We start from the raw sequence: 17,200 nt of genomic DNA on the forward strand, positions 1-17,200 counted from the left end.
GCGGCCACGCCGATTGTTTCGATTGTTAACAGCGCGACCCTCTCTCGAAATTGTCGATTAACCCAGCTCGTGTCTGATACACCCACGCGACGGACCGGCTCGCACCCGATGCAGCCGCTGTCGCAGAAGAGACAAACAAAACATGGAGACACGGATGGTCACGATCAAGACAGGCTTGCTCACGATGGCACTCGCGCTCAGCGTCGGCCCGGTGGCTGCGGCAACGCTGCGCATCGCCTGCGGCTCGGCGGGCGTGGACCAGGAAGTCTGTCAGATATCGGCGAAGCACTGGGCGGAGAAGACCGGTAACGAGGTCGAGTTCATCAACATGCCGAACAGCTCCAACGAAACCCTGGCGCTTTATCAGCAGCTTCTTGGCAGCGGCTCCGACAAGATCGATGTGATGCAGATCGATACGGTCTGGCCCGGCATTCTCGCCAGTCACCTTATCGATCTCAAGCCGTACAGCAACGGCCAGGAGCACCAGTCGTTCCCAAGCGTCGTTGCGAACGATACCGTGAACGGCAAGCTGGTCGCGATGCCGTGGTTCATCGATACAGGGCTGCTCTATTACCGCAAGGATCTGCTTGAGAAGCATCACCTGAAAGTACCCACGACCTGGGAAGAGCTTGACGCCACCGCGCGCAAGATCCAGAGCGCCGAGCGGGCAGCCGGCAACGAGAAGATGTGGGGCTATGTCTGGCAGGGCCGGGCGTATGAAGGGCTGACCTGCAATGCGCTCGAATGGGTGAGCAGCCACAACGGCGGCGACGTGATCGACGGCGAGGGCCGTGTCACGATCGATAATCCCGCGGCCGCCCGCGCGCTCGATCTTGCCGCGAAATGGGTGGGCACGATCAGCCCGCGCGCGGTACTGAACTATGGCGAGGAAGAGGCGCGCGGCGTGTTCCAGTCGGGCAATGCGCTGTTCATGCGCAACTGGCCCTACGCATGGTCGATCGCGAACAAGGCCAACAGCTCGATCAAGGGCAAGGTAGGCGTCGCGCCGTTGCCGAAAGGTGGTGCGGACGGCAAGTCGAGCGCAACGCTCGGCGGCTGGCAGCTCGCCGTGTCGCGCTATTCGCCGAATCCGAAGCTGGCCGCCGATCTCGTGATGTACCTGTCGAGCGCCGACGTGCAGAAGATGCGCGCGGTTCAGGCCTCGTTCAATCCGACCATTCCCGCGCTCTACGAAGACAAGGACGTACTTCAGGCCAACCCGTTCATGGCGGAGCTACTGCCAACGTTCAACACGGCGGTGGCGCGTCCATCGACGGTGACGGGGCCGAAGTACAACCAGGTCAGCAACCAGTTCTGGAACGCTGCGCATGACGTGCTGGCGGGTAGCGACAACGCGTCGGGGGCGCTCGCGAAGCTCGCGGTCTCGCTCAAACGGCTGGCACCGAATGGCACCTGGCGCTGACATGCAAAACATGTCGACCAGACCGACCAGTTCGGGTCTTGCCCAGACGCGGCGGCGCGAAGCGTGGCTGCTGATGTTGCCTGCGCTGCTGATGCTGGCGGCGATCGCAGGCTGGCCGCTCGCCCGTACGATCTGGTTCAGCCTGACCGACACACAGTTGTCCGACCTGTCGGCACACCGGTTCGTCGGGCTCGCCAACTACATAGGCGAGAGCGGCGTGCTGCGCGATCCGGCGTGGTGGCAGGCCGTTGCAAACACGCTGATGTTCTCGATCGTATCGGTTGTGCTGGAAACGTTCGCGGGCCTTGGCGTCGCGCTGCTGCTCGACACGCCGTCGCGCATCCGTACCTTGCTGCGTGCGGCGGTGCTCGTGCCGTGGGCCATTCCTACCGTCGTGTCCGCGAAAATCTGGAGCTGGATGCTGAACGACCAGTTCGGCGTGGTCAATGCAATCCTGATGAACCTGCATCTGATCGGCGAGCCGCTCGCCTTCACCGCAGATCCACACCTCGTGTTCCCGACGATCGTCTTTGTCGATGTGTGGAAGACCACGCCGTTCATGGCGCTGCTGATGCTGGCCGCCTTGCAGACAGTGCCACGCGACTGCTACGAAGCGGCACGTGTCGACGGCGTACCGCGCTGGCGTGTGTTCGCCCGGGTGACACTGCCGCTCATCATGCCGGGCGTGCTGGTGGCGATGATCTTTCGTTCGCTCGACGCGCTGCGCATATTCGATCTGATCTACGTGATGACGTCGAACAGCCGGCTGACCAAAAGCATGTCGGTGTATGTACGCGAACAACTGATCGATTTCCAGCAGGTCGGGTTCGGTTCAGCGGCGGCCACGTTGCTCTTTCTGATCGTCGTGCTGTTCACGTCCGCGTACATGGTGATCGGCCGCAACCGCATGCGAGGGATATGACATGAGAAAGCATCCCCTGGAAGTCGCTGCGTATTACCTGTTGTCCGGCCTCGTGCTGATCGTCTCGCTGTTCCCGTTCGTCTACATGGCCGGTAGTTCGCTCAGACAAGGCAACGCGCTGTTCGATGCGTCGCTGTGGCCGACGCGACTGTCACTCGACAACTATGCGGAACTGTTTCGCGATCAACCGGTTGGCGCCTACCTGTTGAATTCGGCGCTGGTGGCGGGCGGCGTGGTGGCGTTGTCGCTGGGCGTATCGGTGCTGGCTGCGTATGCGCTCGGGCGTGTGTCCTTTCGTGGCCGCGGCGTGCTGATGATGTGCATTCTCGGTGTATCGATGTTCCCGCAGGTCGCCATCCTCTCCGGTCTCTTCGAGCTGATCCGCGCACTCGGTCTCTACGATCGCCTGCCGGCGCTCATCATCGCCGATCTGATTTTTACGTTGCCGTTCACGGTCTGGGTGCTTGTCACCTTCATGCGTGAGCTGCCGCGCGAACTGGAGGAAGCGGCGCTCGTCGACGGCGTCGGCGTGCTGACGCTGATCTTCCGCATCTTCATGCCGCTGCTGCGGCCCGCGCTTGCCGCCACCTCGCTGCTCGCGTTCGTCGCGGCCTGGAACGAGTTTCTGTTCGCGCTGACGTTCACGATCTCGTCGGGGCAACGCACGGTACCGGTGGCGATCACGATGATCACCGGGTCGAGTAGCTACGAACTTCCGTGGGGAACCATCATGGCCGCGTCCGTCATCGTCACCGTGCCGCTCGTGATGCTCGTGCTGCTGTTCCAGCGCCACATCGTGTCGGGACTGACCGCGGGCGCGATCAAAGGTTAAGCCGGTCGCACTGTGATCACATTGAAGCCTTGGCTTCAGAGGAAAGCGAAATGAGCGAGATCAGGTTGACCGGTCTGCAAAAGAAATTCGGCGCGACACCGGTACTGTCCGATGTCGATCTTTGTGTCGAAGCAGGTGAGTTCTGTGTGTTCATCGGCCCGTCGGGATGCGGGAAGTCAACGCTGCTGCGCCTCGTCGCGGGTCTCGAGGAACCCTGTGCGGGTGACATCTCGATCGACGGGCGACGCGTCAATGAATTACCGCCGGCCAAGCGCGACATTGCGATGGTGTTTCAAAGCTATGCGCTCTATCCGCACATGACCGTGTATGAAAACATGGCATTCGGCCTGCGGCATCTGCGTCTGCCGAAGGATGAACTGGCGCGGCGTGTCCACGCCGCTTCGCAGGCGCTGCACCTGGGCGAACTGCTCGAGCGCAGGCCTGCCGCGTTGTCGGGCGGGCAACGGCAACGTGTAGCGATCGGACGCGCGATCGTACGCAAGCCGAAAGTGTTTCTGTTCGACGAGCCGCTGTCGAACCTCGATGCATCGCTGCGCGTGAAGACGCGCGTCGAGATCGCGAGGCTGCATCGCAACCTCAATAGCGCCAGCATGATCTACGTGACGCACGACCAGGTCGAGGCGATGACGCTTGCCGACAAGATCGTGCTGCTGCGTCCGCTCGAAGGACGTAGTGGCGTGGCGAGCGTCGCGCAGGTCGGTTCTCCGCTCGATCTCTATCACCGACCCGCGAACCAGTTCGTCGCGGGGTTCATCGGCTCGCCGTCGATGAATTTCATCCCGGCGACGTTCGTCGGCGCCGACGCATCGGTGGTGCGCGTGTCGGCACGCGGCATAGGGCTCGACGCCAATGTGTGTGCGGACGATCTCGTGATCGGCGAGGACGTGACGCTGGGCGTGCGTCCCGAACATATCCGGATGGGCGGTGGGCAGTTGAGCGGAGAAGTCGTGCACGTCGAGCAGATGGGCGAACACACGTATGTGTATCTCGATACGAAGTTGTCCGCGCACCCGCTGGTTGCGAAGACTGCGCCAGGCTACATCCATATCGGCCAACGTCTGCCGTTCGCTCTCGCGCCCGATGCACTGCATCTGTTTCATCGGGACGGACGGGCGGCGACGCGCGCGGTACATGAACAGGGCGCGGGCTCGCTGGCCCTCGCGTGATGGTGTGCCCGGCCGATGCCGCCGATGCGGCGCATGCGGCCGGCCAGGTGTTCAGCAGTTTCAGGCGGCTCGGGCTTGCAGCCGCCGTCAAATCGGTAAGTTGATTCCAGACAAGGACCAGATATGTTCAACAAGAAACTTTCAGTGATCGTGTGGAACGAATTCGAGCACGAACGCGAAGAACCCGAAATACGCGCGATCTATCCGGAGGGCATCCACGCGACGATCGCCGCTGCGTTACGCGAGATACCCGCGCTGGGGCATGGCACGCTACCGCTCGAGATTGGCACGGCCACGCTCGATCAACCGGAACACGGCTTGAGCGAGGCGCGTCTCGCGACGTGCGACGTGCTCGTGTGGTGGGGGCATAAAGCGCACTCGAAAGTCGACGATGAGATCGTCGAGCGCGTGCAGCGCCGGGTTCTCGAAGGAATGGGGCTGATCGTGCTGCACTCTGGACACTTCTCGAAGATCTTCCGGCGCCTGATGGGCACCAACTGTTCGCTGAAGTGGCGCGAAGCAGCCGAGAAGGAGCGCGTGTGGGTCGTCGAGCGCTCGCACCCGATCGCCGCGGGTCTCGGCGAATATTTCGAGTTGCCGAACGAAGAGATGTACGGCGAGCGCTTCGACATTCCGCAGCCGGACCAGACGATTTTCATCTCGTGGTTCGAAGGCGGCGAGGTGTTCCGTTCCGGTTGCTGCTGGGAACGCGGACACGGCCGGATTTTCTACTTCCGTCCGGGCCACGAGGCCTATCCGACCTATCACAACCGCGACGTTCAGCAGGTGCTGGCCAATGCCGTGCAGTGGGCAGCGCCGCGTGTGAATTTTGTCGACCATTGCCCACAGTCCGCCCCGCTCGAAACGCTGAGCGACAACGGCAACGCATTCGCGAAGGTCGGGATCCGGCAATCCACGGGAGACATCGCGTGAACGACGATTACAAGGTGGAGTTGCCGGAAGCCGCCGTTACGCTGCGCGACCGGCGTCTCCGGGTCGGCGTGATCGGACTGGGCGTCGGCCTCAAGCATATCGAGGGCTGGCGCGAGCATCCAGACGTCGACGTGGTGGCGATTGCCGATCCCGATGCGAAACGCCTCGCGAAGGTCGGCGACGAATTCTCGATCGATGCGCGTTATGCGGATGCGCAGACGATGCTCAACGCTGAGCGGCTCGACGTGGTGAGCGTCTGTACGCCGAACAAGTTTCACAAGGAGTTGACGCTCGCTGCACTCGGCGCCGGCTGTCATGTGCTGTGCGAAAAGCCGATGGCGATGAATGCGGAGGAGGGGCGCGCCATGCTCGCCGCTGCGCAGCGGGCCGGCAAGCGGTTAATGATCAACTTCTCGTATCGCTTTAGCGCCCAATCGCGGGCGCTTAAAGCCCAGGTCGACGCCGACCTTTTCGGCGACTTCTATTTCGGCCGCACGGTCTGGCATCGCCGGCGCGGCATGCCTGGCTTCGGCGGCTGGTTCGGCACGAAGTCGCTCGCGGGCGGCGGCCCGCTTATCGATCTCGGTGTGCACCGGCTCGACCTCGCGTTGTGGCTGATGGGTTATCCGAAGCCCGTCTGGGTGATGGGCTGCGCTTACGATCCGATCGCCCGCGAGCTCGCCGAACAATCGGGCAAGACCTTCGACGTCGAGGATCTGGCCGCGGCGCTGATCCGCTTCGACAACGGCGCGACGCTCGCGCTCGAGGCATCGTGGGCGACCAACATCCAGGAAGCCGAGCTGATGGAAACCCGCCTGCTCGGTACCAAAGCGGGGTTGCTGCAGAAAAACCTGAACGAAGGCTACACGTTCGACGCGCATATCTTTATGGAGCAAAACGGCGCGCAGTTCGACATGCGCCTGAACCCCTCCGGAACCATCGCACGCTCGGCAATGTACGACTACGCCGAAGCGATTCTGAGCGACACGCCACATCCCGCACCGGGTGAGGAAGGTCTCGTCGTGATGGAGATTCTCGACGCGATCTATGCGAGTGCCGCGTCAGGTCAACCGGTTCGCGTTCGACCACCGGCAGCGGGGCGCACATCGCTCGAAGCGCCCGTGCTCGATGTCGGCGTAGTCGGATAGCGATGCCGGCGGGCTCACGCACGTCAAGTTAGTAGTCGACCCATCGTACCCAGCATTGAGGCAGGCATCCGGCGACAACGCCGGCATGCCGGTCTTCGTGCGCGCCAAAAAACGGGTGCGTTTAATCAAAAGAAAAAGGCGCGCGCATAGCACGTACGCCAGAAAACAGGTTTGGAGACAACCATGATCAATTCATCAAGAAAGAGGGTGCCCGGCGTGCGGCGGTTTGCGGTGGCGATATCGATGACGACATGTTCGACGGTCCTGCATGCTGCGCCCGTTGCGACTGTCGCGACGGCACCTGCCGATTCGGCCGCCTTGTCACGCCCTCTGGTGATGACGCTGGCGGATGCTGGCAACGCGGAACCGGCCGGTATGAGCCAGTCTACGGGCGTGGTGCAAACCGACACCAGCCCGACGGGCACGGTGACGCCGACGCCTTCATCGGCATGGAACCAGCTCACGCCGTGGACCGTATTCCATGGCTATTTTCGGGCAGGCGTCGGCGCGAGCGATGGCCACTCGCAAGCCTGCTACCAGTTGGCGGGCGCGTTGATCAAATACCGGCTCGGTAACGAATGTCAGGTGTATGGCGAGCTGGAGATCGACCAGACGCTGTACAAGTTCTCGAATGGCATGCAGTTGTCGGCGGTGGGAATGGCGAGTCTCGTCAACTCGCTCGATCGAGTACCGACTTTTCATACGAGCAACGGCAACCAGGGCAACATCCGCTTGCCGCAGTCGTATGTGCAGTTGACCGATATCCCCGGCCTCGACGCCGCGCGTATCTGGTTCGGCAGGATCTACTACCGGCGCCATGACGTCTACGCGAATGATTTCTTCTACTGGAATCCGACCGGCCTTGGCGCGGGCATCGAGAACGTGTCGATCGGCGGCGGCCTCAAGCTCAGTTACGGGCTGTTTCGCAAGGATACGGTCAACGCGCAGTATTACGCCACCCGCCATGACCTGCAATTGTCCGGTGTGCATCCGAACCGGGACGGCGAGCTGCAGTTCGGGTTGTCGTATATTCCGGCGCGCGCACCTGTGAGCGGCTCGAACGGCTTGATGCAGGACGCGCATAGCGGCTGGTCGATCACTATGCAGCATGTCCAGTCCAACCTGCTCGGCGGGAAAAACAAGCTCGCGTTCCAGTACGGGACGGGCCCCGGAACCGGTCTTAGCTACACCGGTACGCTTAGCAACGACCACCGCTACAAGAGCCTGCGTGTGCTCGACGCATTCGACTGGCAGGCAACGCGCGACTTCGGCGGCCAGGTGGTCGGTATTTATCAGCGCGACATCGCGCCGTCGGGCGGCTCGCAAACCTGGGTGTCGATGGGCGTGCGACCGGCTTACGCGTTCACTCAGCACATCAAGCTGCAGGGCGACTTCGGCCACGACCTCGTGACGCCATCGGGTGGCCCGACCCGTAAGCTGCTCAAGGCGAGCGTCGCGTTGACACTGGCGATGGACCGTTCGTTCTGGTCGCGACCCGAGCTGCGTGTCTTCTACACCTATGCGCACTGGAACCAGGCCGCACAGGCTGCGGCGGCACCGGGCGATCCGCTGTCGACGACGGGAATTTTCGGCACCTCGCGTACCGGTTCGACGGTCGGAACGCAGATGGAATGGTGGTGGTAAGGAACCGGGTGCGAAAGCAGAAACAGGCAAGCTTTGGGGAGGATCGGGTGAGCGCGCGTGGGTCGATCGTTGTATCTTAGCGCTCACCAGATACAAAGGAGGGGAGAGCCCCATGCTCGATCACGTATTCATATCCGTCAGCGATATCGATCGTTCGATTGCGTTCTACGAGAAGGCACTCGCGCCGCTCCGCATCGCCCATGCGCTCGACTACGACGGCCGGCAAGGCCCTGCCGGCCACCCCAATCTCAAGGGTTTCGGCAAGAACGCTCGCGTGTTCTTCTGGCTGCGCGAAGGTACGGTTGAAGGGCGTGCGGCCCATGTCGGTTTCGTCGCCGACGGCAAGAGCGAGGTCGATGCGGCCTTCGCGGCGGCGATGGCCGCAGGCGCCAGCGAAATCCATCCTCCGGGACCGCAGCTTCACTACGACCCGCGTTACTACGCGGCCCAGGTTCGCGATCCCGACGGCTACAGCCTCGAATTCGTCTACAAGGAATGGCAGCACTGATATGAAGAAGCTTGTCGATACATTCATCCAGACCGTCAACGCATTCGACGTCGAGGGAGCGTTGGCCCTCTTCGCGTCCGATGCAGTCATCGACGACGTTTCGGTTGGCGACGCCTTTGTCGGCACCGACGGTGTTCGCCTGTATATCGAGCAGTTTTTCGTCGGTTATAAAACCGCCAGCAAGCTTCTGTCGCTCGAGCAACTGGACAACTTCAATGCCGTTGCGCGCCTCGATTTCACGGGTAACTTTGGCCACGAGATCGGGACGCTCAAGATCGCAATCAACGCCGATGGTCTTATCGAGCGCATCGACGCGGACCTCGAATGAGTGGTACACCGCAATGATCGAGGCAAAACCGGAGTGCCTTGATCGACACCCCGGTTTCGCCTACTTCGAATGAAAGCCGCTTACTGCTGTTGCAGTTGCTGCTTCTGAATATACGTCCGCACATCGGCCATCGATACGCGCCCGGTATGGGCGCTATCGATTGCATCGAAGTGCTTCGAGACATACCCCAGACCGCTGCTTTGCGCCTGCGCCTTCGTCACAGAAGCGCCGTTACTCAGCACGGTGTTGGCACCGAGCCGAGCTTCGACGCGCTGCTGCGCCTGCTGCTGCAGGGTCGCACCAGTGGAGGGGAGCACAGCCGCCACACGGTTCTGCGGAAAGAACGGACCGTCGACGCCGTGACTGCCATGCGGCAGCGTCACCGCAGCTACCGCTTGAGGCGGCAGCGCGTGAGCGCTACTCATTACAGCGCCGAGCACGATCAACGGGGAAATACGTCGCATCAATTTGATTAAAGACATGATCACTCTCATTGAATGGGTGAGCAGAGGGTTCCCGTAAGAAGGAGTATCCCGCCATCGATCACGGTGCCTTCGCCCCGGTAGTCGCCGCGTTGGCCGTTGGCGTGCTGGCCGCGGCCTCGTCAGACCAGGGTGCCGGCAACGTCTTGAGCGTGAGCGCCCCCGGAATCGCTGCGTTCTGATAGAAGAGCGCCAGGTCCGACTTCATCTGCGGGCGAGCAACGTCATCCAGATAGATCATGTGACCGCCCTGGAAGAAGCTGACCTGCAGGTTCGGATTCAGACCCGATACGGTCTGGAGCCGCGCGAGCTGCTTCTCGGTATTGAAGAACGGCGTGGCCAGATCGTGATAGCCGTTTTCGGAGAACACAGCCAGCTGCGGATTGAGCTGCAGCGCGCCGAGCAGGTCGGGGATCGTATCCGGCAAAGCCTGTCCGTCGTGCGAGAAGTCCCAGCTACCGATGATGTTGTCGTTCAACGGCACGTAGGTCGCATTCGGCGCCGTATAACCGAGGTAGTTCGGCATCTGTGTCGCGAGGGCGTTCGTGAACGGCTGCGAAATCAGGATGTCCGACGGGTCGCCATCGCTTTGCAGCCGCGAGTCCGAATTCGGCAGCGACACGCGTCCATCGTAGCGGCCGATCGTCGTTCCCGATATCAGACTGCCTGAGAACGGATTCGCGTTGAAGTAACCCTTCAGTGCCTGCAGGGTCAGGCTGGACGGTTGCTCCCACGACGTGAGCGTCTTCGACGAAGGGAATACCGGCCTGCCCAGTGCATCGGGGTCGCCGATCTGGCTCAGCACCCACGACTGCGAATAGCTATTGAAAGCGCTGTACTCGGTCGTGACGAACTGCGCCATCTGCGTCGCGTAGGCGCTCTGGCTAGCCGGTGCCGGCGATACCTGGTTGTAGTACGCCGCCACCTCCGCATAACCGGGCATGTAGCCGGCCACGGTGTCGGTGGCAAGCGCGAGACCGGCGGTCGAATTCTCGACGGCAACGGCTTCCGTGGCATCCGCGAAGTAATTCAGGATCGCGGACTGCAGCGTGATCCCCGTCAGATGTACGCCGGCTGTTTCGAGCGACAACGCGAGCATGTCGGTACGCGGCGTGCCATAGGATTCGCCATAAAGGTAGATCGGCGAGCTGCTGCGACTATTCACCGTTAGATAGCGCTCGATGAAATCGCGCATCACGGTGACGTCCGGATCGGAACCCCAGAACGTCTGGTTCGTGTTCGGCGACACGGCTTCGGAGAGCCCGGTTCCCGGCGGATCGATGAAGACGAGATCCGTCGTATCGATCAGACTTTCAGCGTTGTTGACGAGCGGATAGTTCGGCCAGTTGGTGCCGAACAGCGGGTCGGGCGTGGCGACACGCGTCGGGGCAAACGAGCCGAGACGCAGCCAGATCGACGATGAACCCGGGCCGCCGTTGTAGACGAACGTCACCGGGCGCGGTGCACCGTTCGTGCTGGGCGCGGTGTACGCGACATACGACATCGATGCTTCGGGATTGCCACTCGAGTCGGATGCGGTCAGGTGACCCGTGGTGGTCGTGTAATTGACCGTGGTGCTGCCGGAGGTCCACGTGTAGTTCATCACGGCAGCCTTCTCGGCGACTTGCGACGCGTCGAGACTGTCGTTCGCATTCATCGAATAGGCAACGGGATCGACGTAGGTCTGGTTGGCTGCTACCTGGGCGGCTTTCGCGTTAGCGGTCTGCTTCAGGTTCGCGGCACTGCTTGAAGAGCCATCCCCGCTGCCGCATGCGGCGAGCGCCATGGCGCCGATTACCATGGCTGCAATGGTCGTGATCTTGCCTGGCGCAGCGCCACGGCGATTGCCGGCACATCTCCTGTCTGGTTTCATCTTTATCCTTGGTGGTGGGTTCAGATACCGTTTCGCAAAGACCGCTGGCGTCAACTGGACGTGTCGAGACCAGCAGCCGGGATTGAACTGCTTTCTGAATTTAAAACCACGAATCTAAAGTGCATAAACCTGCAGACCAGCTGGTGAAATTTATTTATCTTGTGTAGTGGTTTAAGGTGAATGGATTTTTAATGGTGAAGCCATGGGGAAAATAGGCTGGGGCGATGGACTTTGTCAAGGGTCGCCCGGATGACAGAAATACGTACGTGAGATTCTGGCGAGTTGCTTGAGTATTGGAAGAAACATTGCTGCGTTGGCATATTGAAAGAGTCTCTTGAGTCGTATTGCCTGGGAGATTCCTGTTGGTACGCTAGATTTTCCGTCAAAACCGGGGATGGCTTTATGTATTGGATGATAAGGCTTTTCGAAAGAAACCTTTCATATTTCGAATTGAATCATTGATTTATATAAATCAATTGTGGTGACTGGAGATTTTGTGACAACCCGCTGAATCAGACAATTTGAGAAATTTTGAAAATCCTCGGAATGGTGGTTGCCCGATTTTCGAAAAACGTCGATTTTTTATTTGACGGACAGAGCACTGTGCAATGCCGCCCAGGGTCGTTGTGTTTCTGCTGATTTCCAGTACGGTCGATTTCTTTGAAGGTCGATTATGGTTATCGATCGATTACCTACTCCTCGTTTTGAGTCCAGGCCAGCACTTCCAGCGCGGCTGCCACATCTAGCCGGCATTTCCTTAGCGGGCGCGGCAACAGCTCCTCCGCTTTCTCCAGCCGGCGTAGCAGGGTATTGCGGTGGCTATGTAGCAGTTCCGCCGCCTCCGTTGCATTGGAGCCGCACTCGAGGAAGACTCGCAACGATTTCTGCAGGATCGGCGACGCCGTGGCCAGCGATCCCAGCGTCTCGCTGACGAAGTGTTGCGCCGCCCTCGCATCCTGTGTCATTAACGACACCAGCCGAACCTGAGCAATGCTCACCACGCATGCAGGGGAGCGGAGTCGGCCGACTACCCGTTGCGCCGTGAGCGCTTCCAGATGCGAGCTCCGGAATCCTTCGATGCCACGGCCTCGCTCGCCGACTCGTTCTTTGCCCGAAAAGTCGTGACTAAAGGCATGGAGCCGAGGATGCGTGCGCTGTGGGCCTGGCACGCCATCGAGGAAATGGAGCACAAGTCGGTTGTCTTCGATGTCATGACTTCCGTCACGCGAATCAGCTACCGGAGCCGCATCGGCGCGATGCTCCGTGTCATCTGGCAATTGAACCGGGTTACGGGCTACTTCACGGACCAGATGCTGAAAGCCGATGGCTTCAACTGGATCGAGCGAAGGATGCTCAAGCTCAAGAATCTTGGGTGGCTATACGGCTTCAATGGCGTGAAATCCCGCATGATTCCCGGGATTGTCCGGTACATGCTGCCAGGTTTTCATCCCAGCAAGATTGCGAATTTGCACAACTATCCGTCCTGGGTCGCGGAATACGAGCGCAGCGCCGATCCACATTTGGCCTCCGCTGCGCTGCTGGCCGCGGCTAGCTGACTTCGTCTGGGTTAGAGGCGGGATTTGTCGAACTGCGGATACCGGCAGGCTTGGAAAGCGGCTAACGATGTTCGTGATTTTGTATTTAACATAACGTAATTTATCAATCTAATCGATGTCAGAGCTTTTTAGTAATGTCTGGTTCTGGCTCATTAGAAATGTCCGGTTCGCGGCCCCGGGCTGTAGCTGTGGCGCATGCTCAGGCATGACGCACAGCCCGGGAGCCGGACATGAACGGACGTGGATTCATCACGATAAGCATGCACGAGCTCGAGCGTGTGAAGGTCATCGAGGCAGTCGTCGAGCACGGTCTGACGATCGTGCTGGCAGCCGAACGCCTGCAGCTATGTGAGCTCAGGTCAGCCGGCTGGTGAGGCGCTATGAAGCCGCTGGTCCCGCCGGGCTGGTATCGGCGCGACGTGGACAGCCCAGTAACCGTGAGTTGCCCATCGATCTACGGGCGCGTGCCATGGCGCTGGTGCGTGAGCGCTATGCCGATTTCGGGCCGACGCTGGCGTGCGAGAAACTTGCTGAATGCCACGGTATGGTACTGGGCAAGGAAACCGTGCGGCGCTGGATGCGTGAGGCCGGGCTGTGGATTCCCCGCAAGCTGCGGCCAGCGAAGCTTCATCAGCCGAGGAACCGCCGCGCGTGTCTGGGCGAACTGATCCAGATTGATGGCAGCGATCACCGGTGGTTTGAGGAGCGCGCGCCGGCGTGCACGTTGCTGGTATTCATCGACGACGCAACAGGCCGGTTGATGGAGTTGCACTTCACGGCCACCGAGTCGACTTTCAGTTATTTCGAGGCGACGCGCCGCTACCTTGAACAGTATGGCAAGCCGGTGGCACTGTATAGCGACAAGGCCAGCGTATTTCATTGCAACAGCCATTCAGCGACGCCTGGCAAGGGCGTGACGCAGTTCGGGCGGGCGTTGTACGAGTTGAATGTGGACACATTCTGTGCGAACAGCAGTCAGGCGAAGGGACGCGTCGAGCGCGCGAACCTGACGTTGCAGGACCGGCTTGTCAAGGAGCTGCGCCTGCGCGGCATCAGCACAAAGGAAGCGGCCAACGCTTATGCGCCCCACTTCATGGCTGACTTCAACGGCCGGTTTGGCAAGGTGCCCAGGAGCACATTCGATGCACACCGGCCGTTACGTGCGGATGACGATCTCGATCTGATCCTGACATGTCGCGTGCCGCGGCGCGTGTCGAAGGTATTGACGGGTGCAGTATGACCGGGTGATCTATCTGCTTGAGGACACGGTTGCAAACCGCAGCCTGATTCACCGCTATCTGGACGTATTTGAGTACCCGGACGGGCGCATCGAGATCCGCGTCAATGGCGCTGCCCTGCCCTGTGTGCCGTATGACCGGCTCTCCGAGATTGACCAGGCGGCTGTAGTCGATAACAAGCGGCTGGGACACACGTTGCAGATGGCGCAGGTGATCCAGGCGCAACGTGATAACCGGCGTATCTCCGGTTCGCCGTCGAGGACGAACCAGGGCGAGGCGCCGCGCCTGAAGGAGCGCAAGGTAGGCACCCGGACACAGCGCGAACTGACGCGGGAGGACCTGAACGCCGCGATCCTCGCGACCGCCGGAACGCGGGTTGGCCCGGTATTTAAAAGCCCTTTCAGATAGAGATTCATGAACCTTGAAACCGGACATTTCTAAAAAGCCGGAACCCGGACATTTCAATCTGGCCTCGACAACCGATGTGGCGGCAATTCGTTGAATCGACCCACATTAATTCTCTTGTGGAATTAATATTATGATAGTTCAGGCCATTATCATCAGTTCCGGCATCACCCACAATCCAGCCTTCTCCACACGTTGAAGGACTGGTGCCATGAATATCGATCTCACTGGCCGCAAGGCCGTCGTTACCGGGTCAACGGCGGGTATCGGCCGAGCCATTGCGGAAGGATTGGGGCGCGCAGGCGCCGCGGTTGTGATCAACGGTCGCACTGAGAAGCGTGTCTCCACGGCGCTTCGGGAGCTTCGCGAACTCTTGCCAAAGACGGAGTTCACCGGCGTCATCGCCGATCTTGCGACCCCGGAAGGCGCGGCGGAGTTGTTCGCGCGGGCGCCGGATGCGGACATTCTCGTCAACAATGTGGGTACGGGGCGTCCGAAGTCCTTCTTCGAAATTGAGGACCGCGAGTGGATCGATCTCTTCGAACTGAACGTCATGAGCGGCATTCGCGCCTCCCGCCACTATGTGCCGAACATGATGAAGCGCGGTTGGGGGCGCGTCGTCTTCATCAGCAGCGAGTCCGCGCTTGCCATCCCCAAGGACATGATCGACTACGCCACGACCAAGACCGCTCAGCTCGCCATTGCGAGGGGCCTGGCCGAGGTGGTCGGCGGAACGGGCGTCACCGTGAATTCGGTTCTTCCTGGTCCGACGAATTCGGAGATCATGGGTGGTTGGGCGCAGGCGAACGCGGATGCGCAAGGCATTACGCGTAAGGAAGCCGAGCAGCAGTTCCTGAAAACGAATCGCCCGACCACGCTCCTCAATCGCTTCGCGACAACCGAAGAAGTCGCCAACCTGGTCGTCTATGTCTGCTCGGAGCAGGCGTCCGCGACAACAGGTAGTTCGTTGCGTGTCGACGGCGGTGTCGTTCGGACAATTGCATAGGGCACACGCGTTTTCACTCGTTCAACGCGGCTTCGAGAGGGGCCAAACCATCGGTTCCCTCTCGGGGTAGTCAACAGCCCGTGGAGCTTGACCGCTCGGACGCGTTTTTCGTACGAGTACGTGAACTACCTTGAGGTAATCCGGGTTTTCGTCCGCCGTCCCTTTTCCGCCAGCAGCGAGGCTGCTAACGAAAAGTCCCTAACCGAGTTGTCGTTTTGAAATTGCATCGAGAAACGCCTCTTCGTAGCCACGAGCCATTGCGTCGAGCGTCAGGGTTTGCGCCACTTCGAAATATGCGCTTTGGGCGGGCCATCAATGAAAAAACCCCGCGTGGCGGGGCCGTCATCTACAAGGCACTCACAATCACTTGCACCCAACGCGCACAGGCTATCGACGACGCGTTCAATGCCGCAGACGGGATTACAGCAGGCCGGCGCTACGCAGCGCAGTTCGCAGGCTAGCTGCGGTATAAGCCATCCCAAAGCTGTCAACCAGCGCGAGCCGTTTATCCGCGGATGAACCGCTGAACTGCTCGAAGGTCATTCCATGGTTCTCGCCCAACCAGCGGCTGAAGCCGTTGAGCTTGCCCGCGAACGTGTCTCTCCGCGTGTCACTCAGACCGACACGCTGTCGCTGCATGACCTCGTCAATCCCGATGGCATTGCCGGCGGCCCGATCCGGAGTCAGTTGTTGACTCGAAGGCAATGCCGCTCGAGGCCGTGGTGTTGATGGAGTAGCGGGACGTTCTGGCGCAACGTTGAAATCAAAGTTGAAGTAGTTCCGGACATCTTCTGTGCTGTAGTCGGCGGAATTTTCGGGGGCGGCACGATGGTAGCCCGCTGCTGCCAGCCTTTGGATTCCGGCGGGTTTGCGCGCATTGTTCACTACCGTGGTGAGATCTTCATCGGAGCGCTGGGCGTTCCGGAGCGCGATGTTGCCCGAATGGAATGAGAGTGGGCGTGGCATGTGTTCTCCATGGATGAAAGAGTAAAAACCAGACTGATGCTTAACGTAGTGACATTGTGGGTATCGCGCGGCAGAGGGGATGCGCGAGTGCGAAAAGAGAACCGCCTACGCGAACATTCCGCGTTACCCCGCCCATCGCTATCCGCCCAGCTTTTGCTGCGGAATTCAAAGGCTGTCAGGTAAGGATGCATTCGTTCGGCGCAGTGCTCGACATGCGCCCTGTCCTTCGGCTCGCTCGTCATCCACGGCGCAAACTGGAACAACACCGCACCGAGTTTGCCCGCCGCGCGTAGCGGCTCGATCGCTTCGAAATATCGAGCCCACATTTCCTCAATCACCGGCGCAGGCACATCGCGATAGTACAGATTGGGCTTGCCCGTCTGAGGCAACTCGCCCTGCAGATCCTTCGGGAAAAACTTTCGCTCGGTCTGATGACCCGTGAACAGGCGGAACGCCTTCATGTTGAAGATGAAACCATCGGGTGTGCGCTCGACCCATAGCGCGCTATTGCTGGCGCTCGGCATCGCGTAGTAGGACGAGTCGACTTCGACCAGAGCGAACTGACTGGCGTAGAACCTCAGACGAGCCTCAGCACTTGTGCAGCCCTTCGGATAGAAACGCCCGCTCTTGATAAGCGTCGCATCGGTCCACGACGCAGTGCCGATTCTGATAGACATCGCTCCCCCTTTCGGCGGCTCGCAGACACTACCGCGCTATCGAAAGTCGAGCTTATACTGCGCATTCATAAA

The 17,200-nt window shown here is 60.4% G+C and carries 17 protein-coding genes and 1 pseudogene; 12 read left to right on the forward strand and 6 right to left on the reverse strand.

Annotated elements, in window-relative coordinates:
• The first annotated feature begins 154 nt into the window (after positions 1 to 154).
• The 6 genes from FNZ07_RS11290 (at position 155) to FNZ07_RS11315 (ending at position 6,445) form a co-directional block, all read left to right on the forward strand.
• The gene (locus tag FNZ07_RS11290; protein WP_170275717.1) at positions 155 to 1,423 is read left to right on the forward strand and encodes an ABC transporter substrate-binding protein; all 1,269 of its coding nucleotides are present in this window, start codon (positions 155 to 157) and stop codon (positions 1,421 to 1,423) included.
• A 1-nt stretch (position 1,424) separates the two neighbouring features.
• Positions 1,425 to 2,345: a carbohydrate ABC transporter permease gene (locus FNZ07_RS11295; RefSeq protein ID WP_245811278.1), complete on the forward strand. Its 921-nt coding sequence runs from the start codon at positions 1,425 to 1,427 to the stop codon at positions 2,343 to 2,345.
• 1 nt (position 2,346) lies between these two features.
• Positions 2,347 to 3,177 (forward strand): carbohydrate ABC transporter permease, encoded by an 831-nt coding sequence (locus FNZ07_RS11300; protein ID WP_091006338.1) that lies wholly within the window; start codon positions 2,347 to 2,349, stop codon positions 3,175 to 3,177.
• 50 nt (positions 3,178 to 3,227) lie between these two features.
• Complete coding sequence (locus FNZ07_RS11305; RefSeq protein WP_091006341.1) at positions 3,228 to 4,364, forward strand: ABC transporter ATP-binding protein; 1,137 nt, start codon at positions 3,228 to 3,230, stop codon at positions 4,362 to 4,364.
• A 123-nt stretch (positions 4,365 to 4,487) separates the two neighbouring features.
• The gene (locus FNZ07_RS11310) at positions 4,488 to 5,297 is read left to right on the forward strand and encodes a ThuA domain-containing protein (RefSeq protein ID WP_091006345.1); all 810 of its coding nucleotides are present in this window, start codon (positions 4,488 to 4,490) and stop codon (positions 5,295 to 5,297) included.
• Positions 5,294 to 6,445, forward strand: a complete 1,152-nt coding sequence (locus tag FNZ07_RS11315) for a Gfo/Idh/MocA family protein (RefSeq protein WP_091006348.1) — start codon at positions 5,294 to 5,296, stop codon at positions 6,443 to 6,445. Before FNZ07_RS11310 ends, FNZ07_RS11315 begins: the two co-directional genes overlap by 4 nt.
• A 125-nt stretch (positions 6,446 to 6,570) precedes the next feature.
• On the opposite strand, the gene FNZ07_RS34010 is transcribed toward FNZ07_RS11315, so the two are convergent.
• Positions 6,571 to 6,804, reverse strand: coding sequence for a hypothetical protein (locus tag FNZ07_RS34010; protein WP_143097993.1), 234 nt, complete (start codon positions 6,802 to 6,804; stop codon positions 6,571 to 6,573).
• Between the two features lie 16 nt (positions 6,805 to 6,820).
• Between FNZ07_RS34010 and FNZ07_RS11325 the strand changes: the two genes are divergently transcribed.
• The 3 genes from FNZ07_RS11325 (at position 6,821) to FNZ07_RS11335 (ending at position 8,925) form a co-directional block, all read left to right on the forward strand.
• Positions 6,821 to 8,089, forward strand: a complete 1,269-nt coding sequence (locus FNZ07_RS11325) for a maltoporin (RefSeq protein ID WP_091008679.1) — start codon at positions 6,821 to 6,823, stop codon at positions 8,087 to 8,089.
• Positions 8,090 to 8,201: 112 nt separating this feature from the next.
• Positions 8,202 to 8,597 (forward strand): VOC family protein, encoded by a 396-nt coding sequence (locus tag FNZ07_RS11330; protein WP_091006352.1) that lies wholly within the window; start codon positions 8,202 to 8,204, stop codon positions 8,595 to 8,597.
• A gap of 1 nt (position 8,598) precedes the next feature.
• Entirely contained in the window at positions 8,599 to 8,925 is a 327-nt protein-coding gene (locus FNZ07_RS11335; RefSeq protein ID WP_091006355.1) for a nuclear transport factor 2 family protein, read from the forward strand.
• Positions 8,926 to 9,005: 80 nt separating this feature from the next.
• On the opposite strand, the gene FNZ07_RS11340 is transcribed toward FNZ07_RS11335, so the two are convergent.
• The 3 genes from FNZ07_RS11340 to FNZ07_RS34015 all read right to left on the reverse strand — a co-directional run bounded on the left by FNZ07_RS11340 (position 9,006) and on the right by FNZ07_RS34015 (position 12,278).
• Positions 9,006 to 9,407 (reverse strand): 2-oxoglutarate dehydrogenase, encoded by a 402-nt coding sequence (locus FNZ07_RS11340; RefSeq protein ID WP_245811279.1) that lies wholly within the window; start codon positions 9,405 to 9,407, stop codon positions 9,006 to 9,008.
• A gap of 61 nt (positions 9,408 to 9,468) precedes the next feature.
• Positions 9,469 to 11,280, reverse strand: coding sequence for a S10 family serine carboxypeptidase-like protein (locus tag FNZ07_RS11345; RefSeq protein WP_091006361.1), 1,812 nt, complete (start codon positions 11,278 to 11,280; stop codon positions 9,469 to 9,471).
• 692 nt (positions 11,281 to 11,972) lie between these two features.
• Positions 11,973 to 12,278, reverse strand: a complete 306-nt coding sequence (locus tag FNZ07_RS34015; RefSeq protein ID WP_245811281.1) for a helix-turn-helix domain-containing protein — start codon at positions 12,276 to 12,278, stop codon at positions 11,973 to 11,975.
• A 57-nt stretch (positions 12,279 to 12,335) separates the two neighbouring features.
• Here FNZ07_RS34015 and FNZ07_RS34020 point away from each other — a divergent pair, with 57 nt between their 5' ends.
• The 3 genes and pseudogenes from FNZ07_RS34020 (at position 12,336) to FNZ07_RS11360 (ending at position 15,485) form a co-directional block, all read left to right on the forward strand.
• Positions 12,336 to 12,836 carry a metal-dependent hydrolase gene (locus tag FNZ07_RS34020; RefSeq protein ID WP_245811282.1) on the forward strand — a complete coding sequence of 167 codons (501 nt, stop codon included), beginning with the start codon at positions 12,336 to 12,338 and terminating at the stop codon, positions 12,834 to 12,836.
• 230 nt (positions 12,837 to 13,066) lie between these two features.
• A pseudogene (locus FNZ07_RS11355) lies at positions 13,067 to 14,482 on the forward strand (ISNCY family transposase).
• Between the two features lie 208 nt (positions 14,483 to 14,690).
• Positions 14,691 to 15,485: an SDR family NAD(P)-dependent oxidoreductase gene (locus FNZ07_RS11360; protein ID WP_091006368.1), complete on the forward strand. Its 795-nt coding sequence runs from the start codon at positions 14,691 to 14,693 to the stop codon at positions 15,483 to 15,485.
• 420 nt (positions 15,486 to 15,905) lie between these two features.
• Here the strand turns inward: FNZ07_RS11360 and FNZ07_RS11365 are convergent, their stop codons facing one another.
• Positions 15,906 to 16,451: a hypothetical protein gene (locus tag FNZ07_RS11365; RefSeq protein WP_143097994.1), complete on the reverse strand. Its 546-nt coding sequence runs from the start codon at positions 16,449 to 16,451 to the stop codon at positions 15,906 to 15,908.
• Positions 16,370 to 17,128 (reverse strand): DUF72 domain-containing protein, encoded by a 759-nt coding sequence (locus FNZ07_RS11370; protein WP_091006373.1) that lies wholly within the window; start codon positions 17,126 to 17,128, stop codon positions 16,370 to 16,372. The genes FNZ07_RS11365 and FNZ07_RS11370 overlap by 82 nt, the downstream gene beginning before the upstream one ends.
• Positions 17,129 to 17,200: the final 72 nt, after the last annotated feature.

The organism is Paraburkholderia megapolitana, from assembly GCF_007556815.1.
Lineage (GTDB): Bacteria > Pseudomonadota > Gammaproteobacteria > Burkholderiales > Burkholderiaceae > Paraburkholderia > Paraburkholderia megapolitana.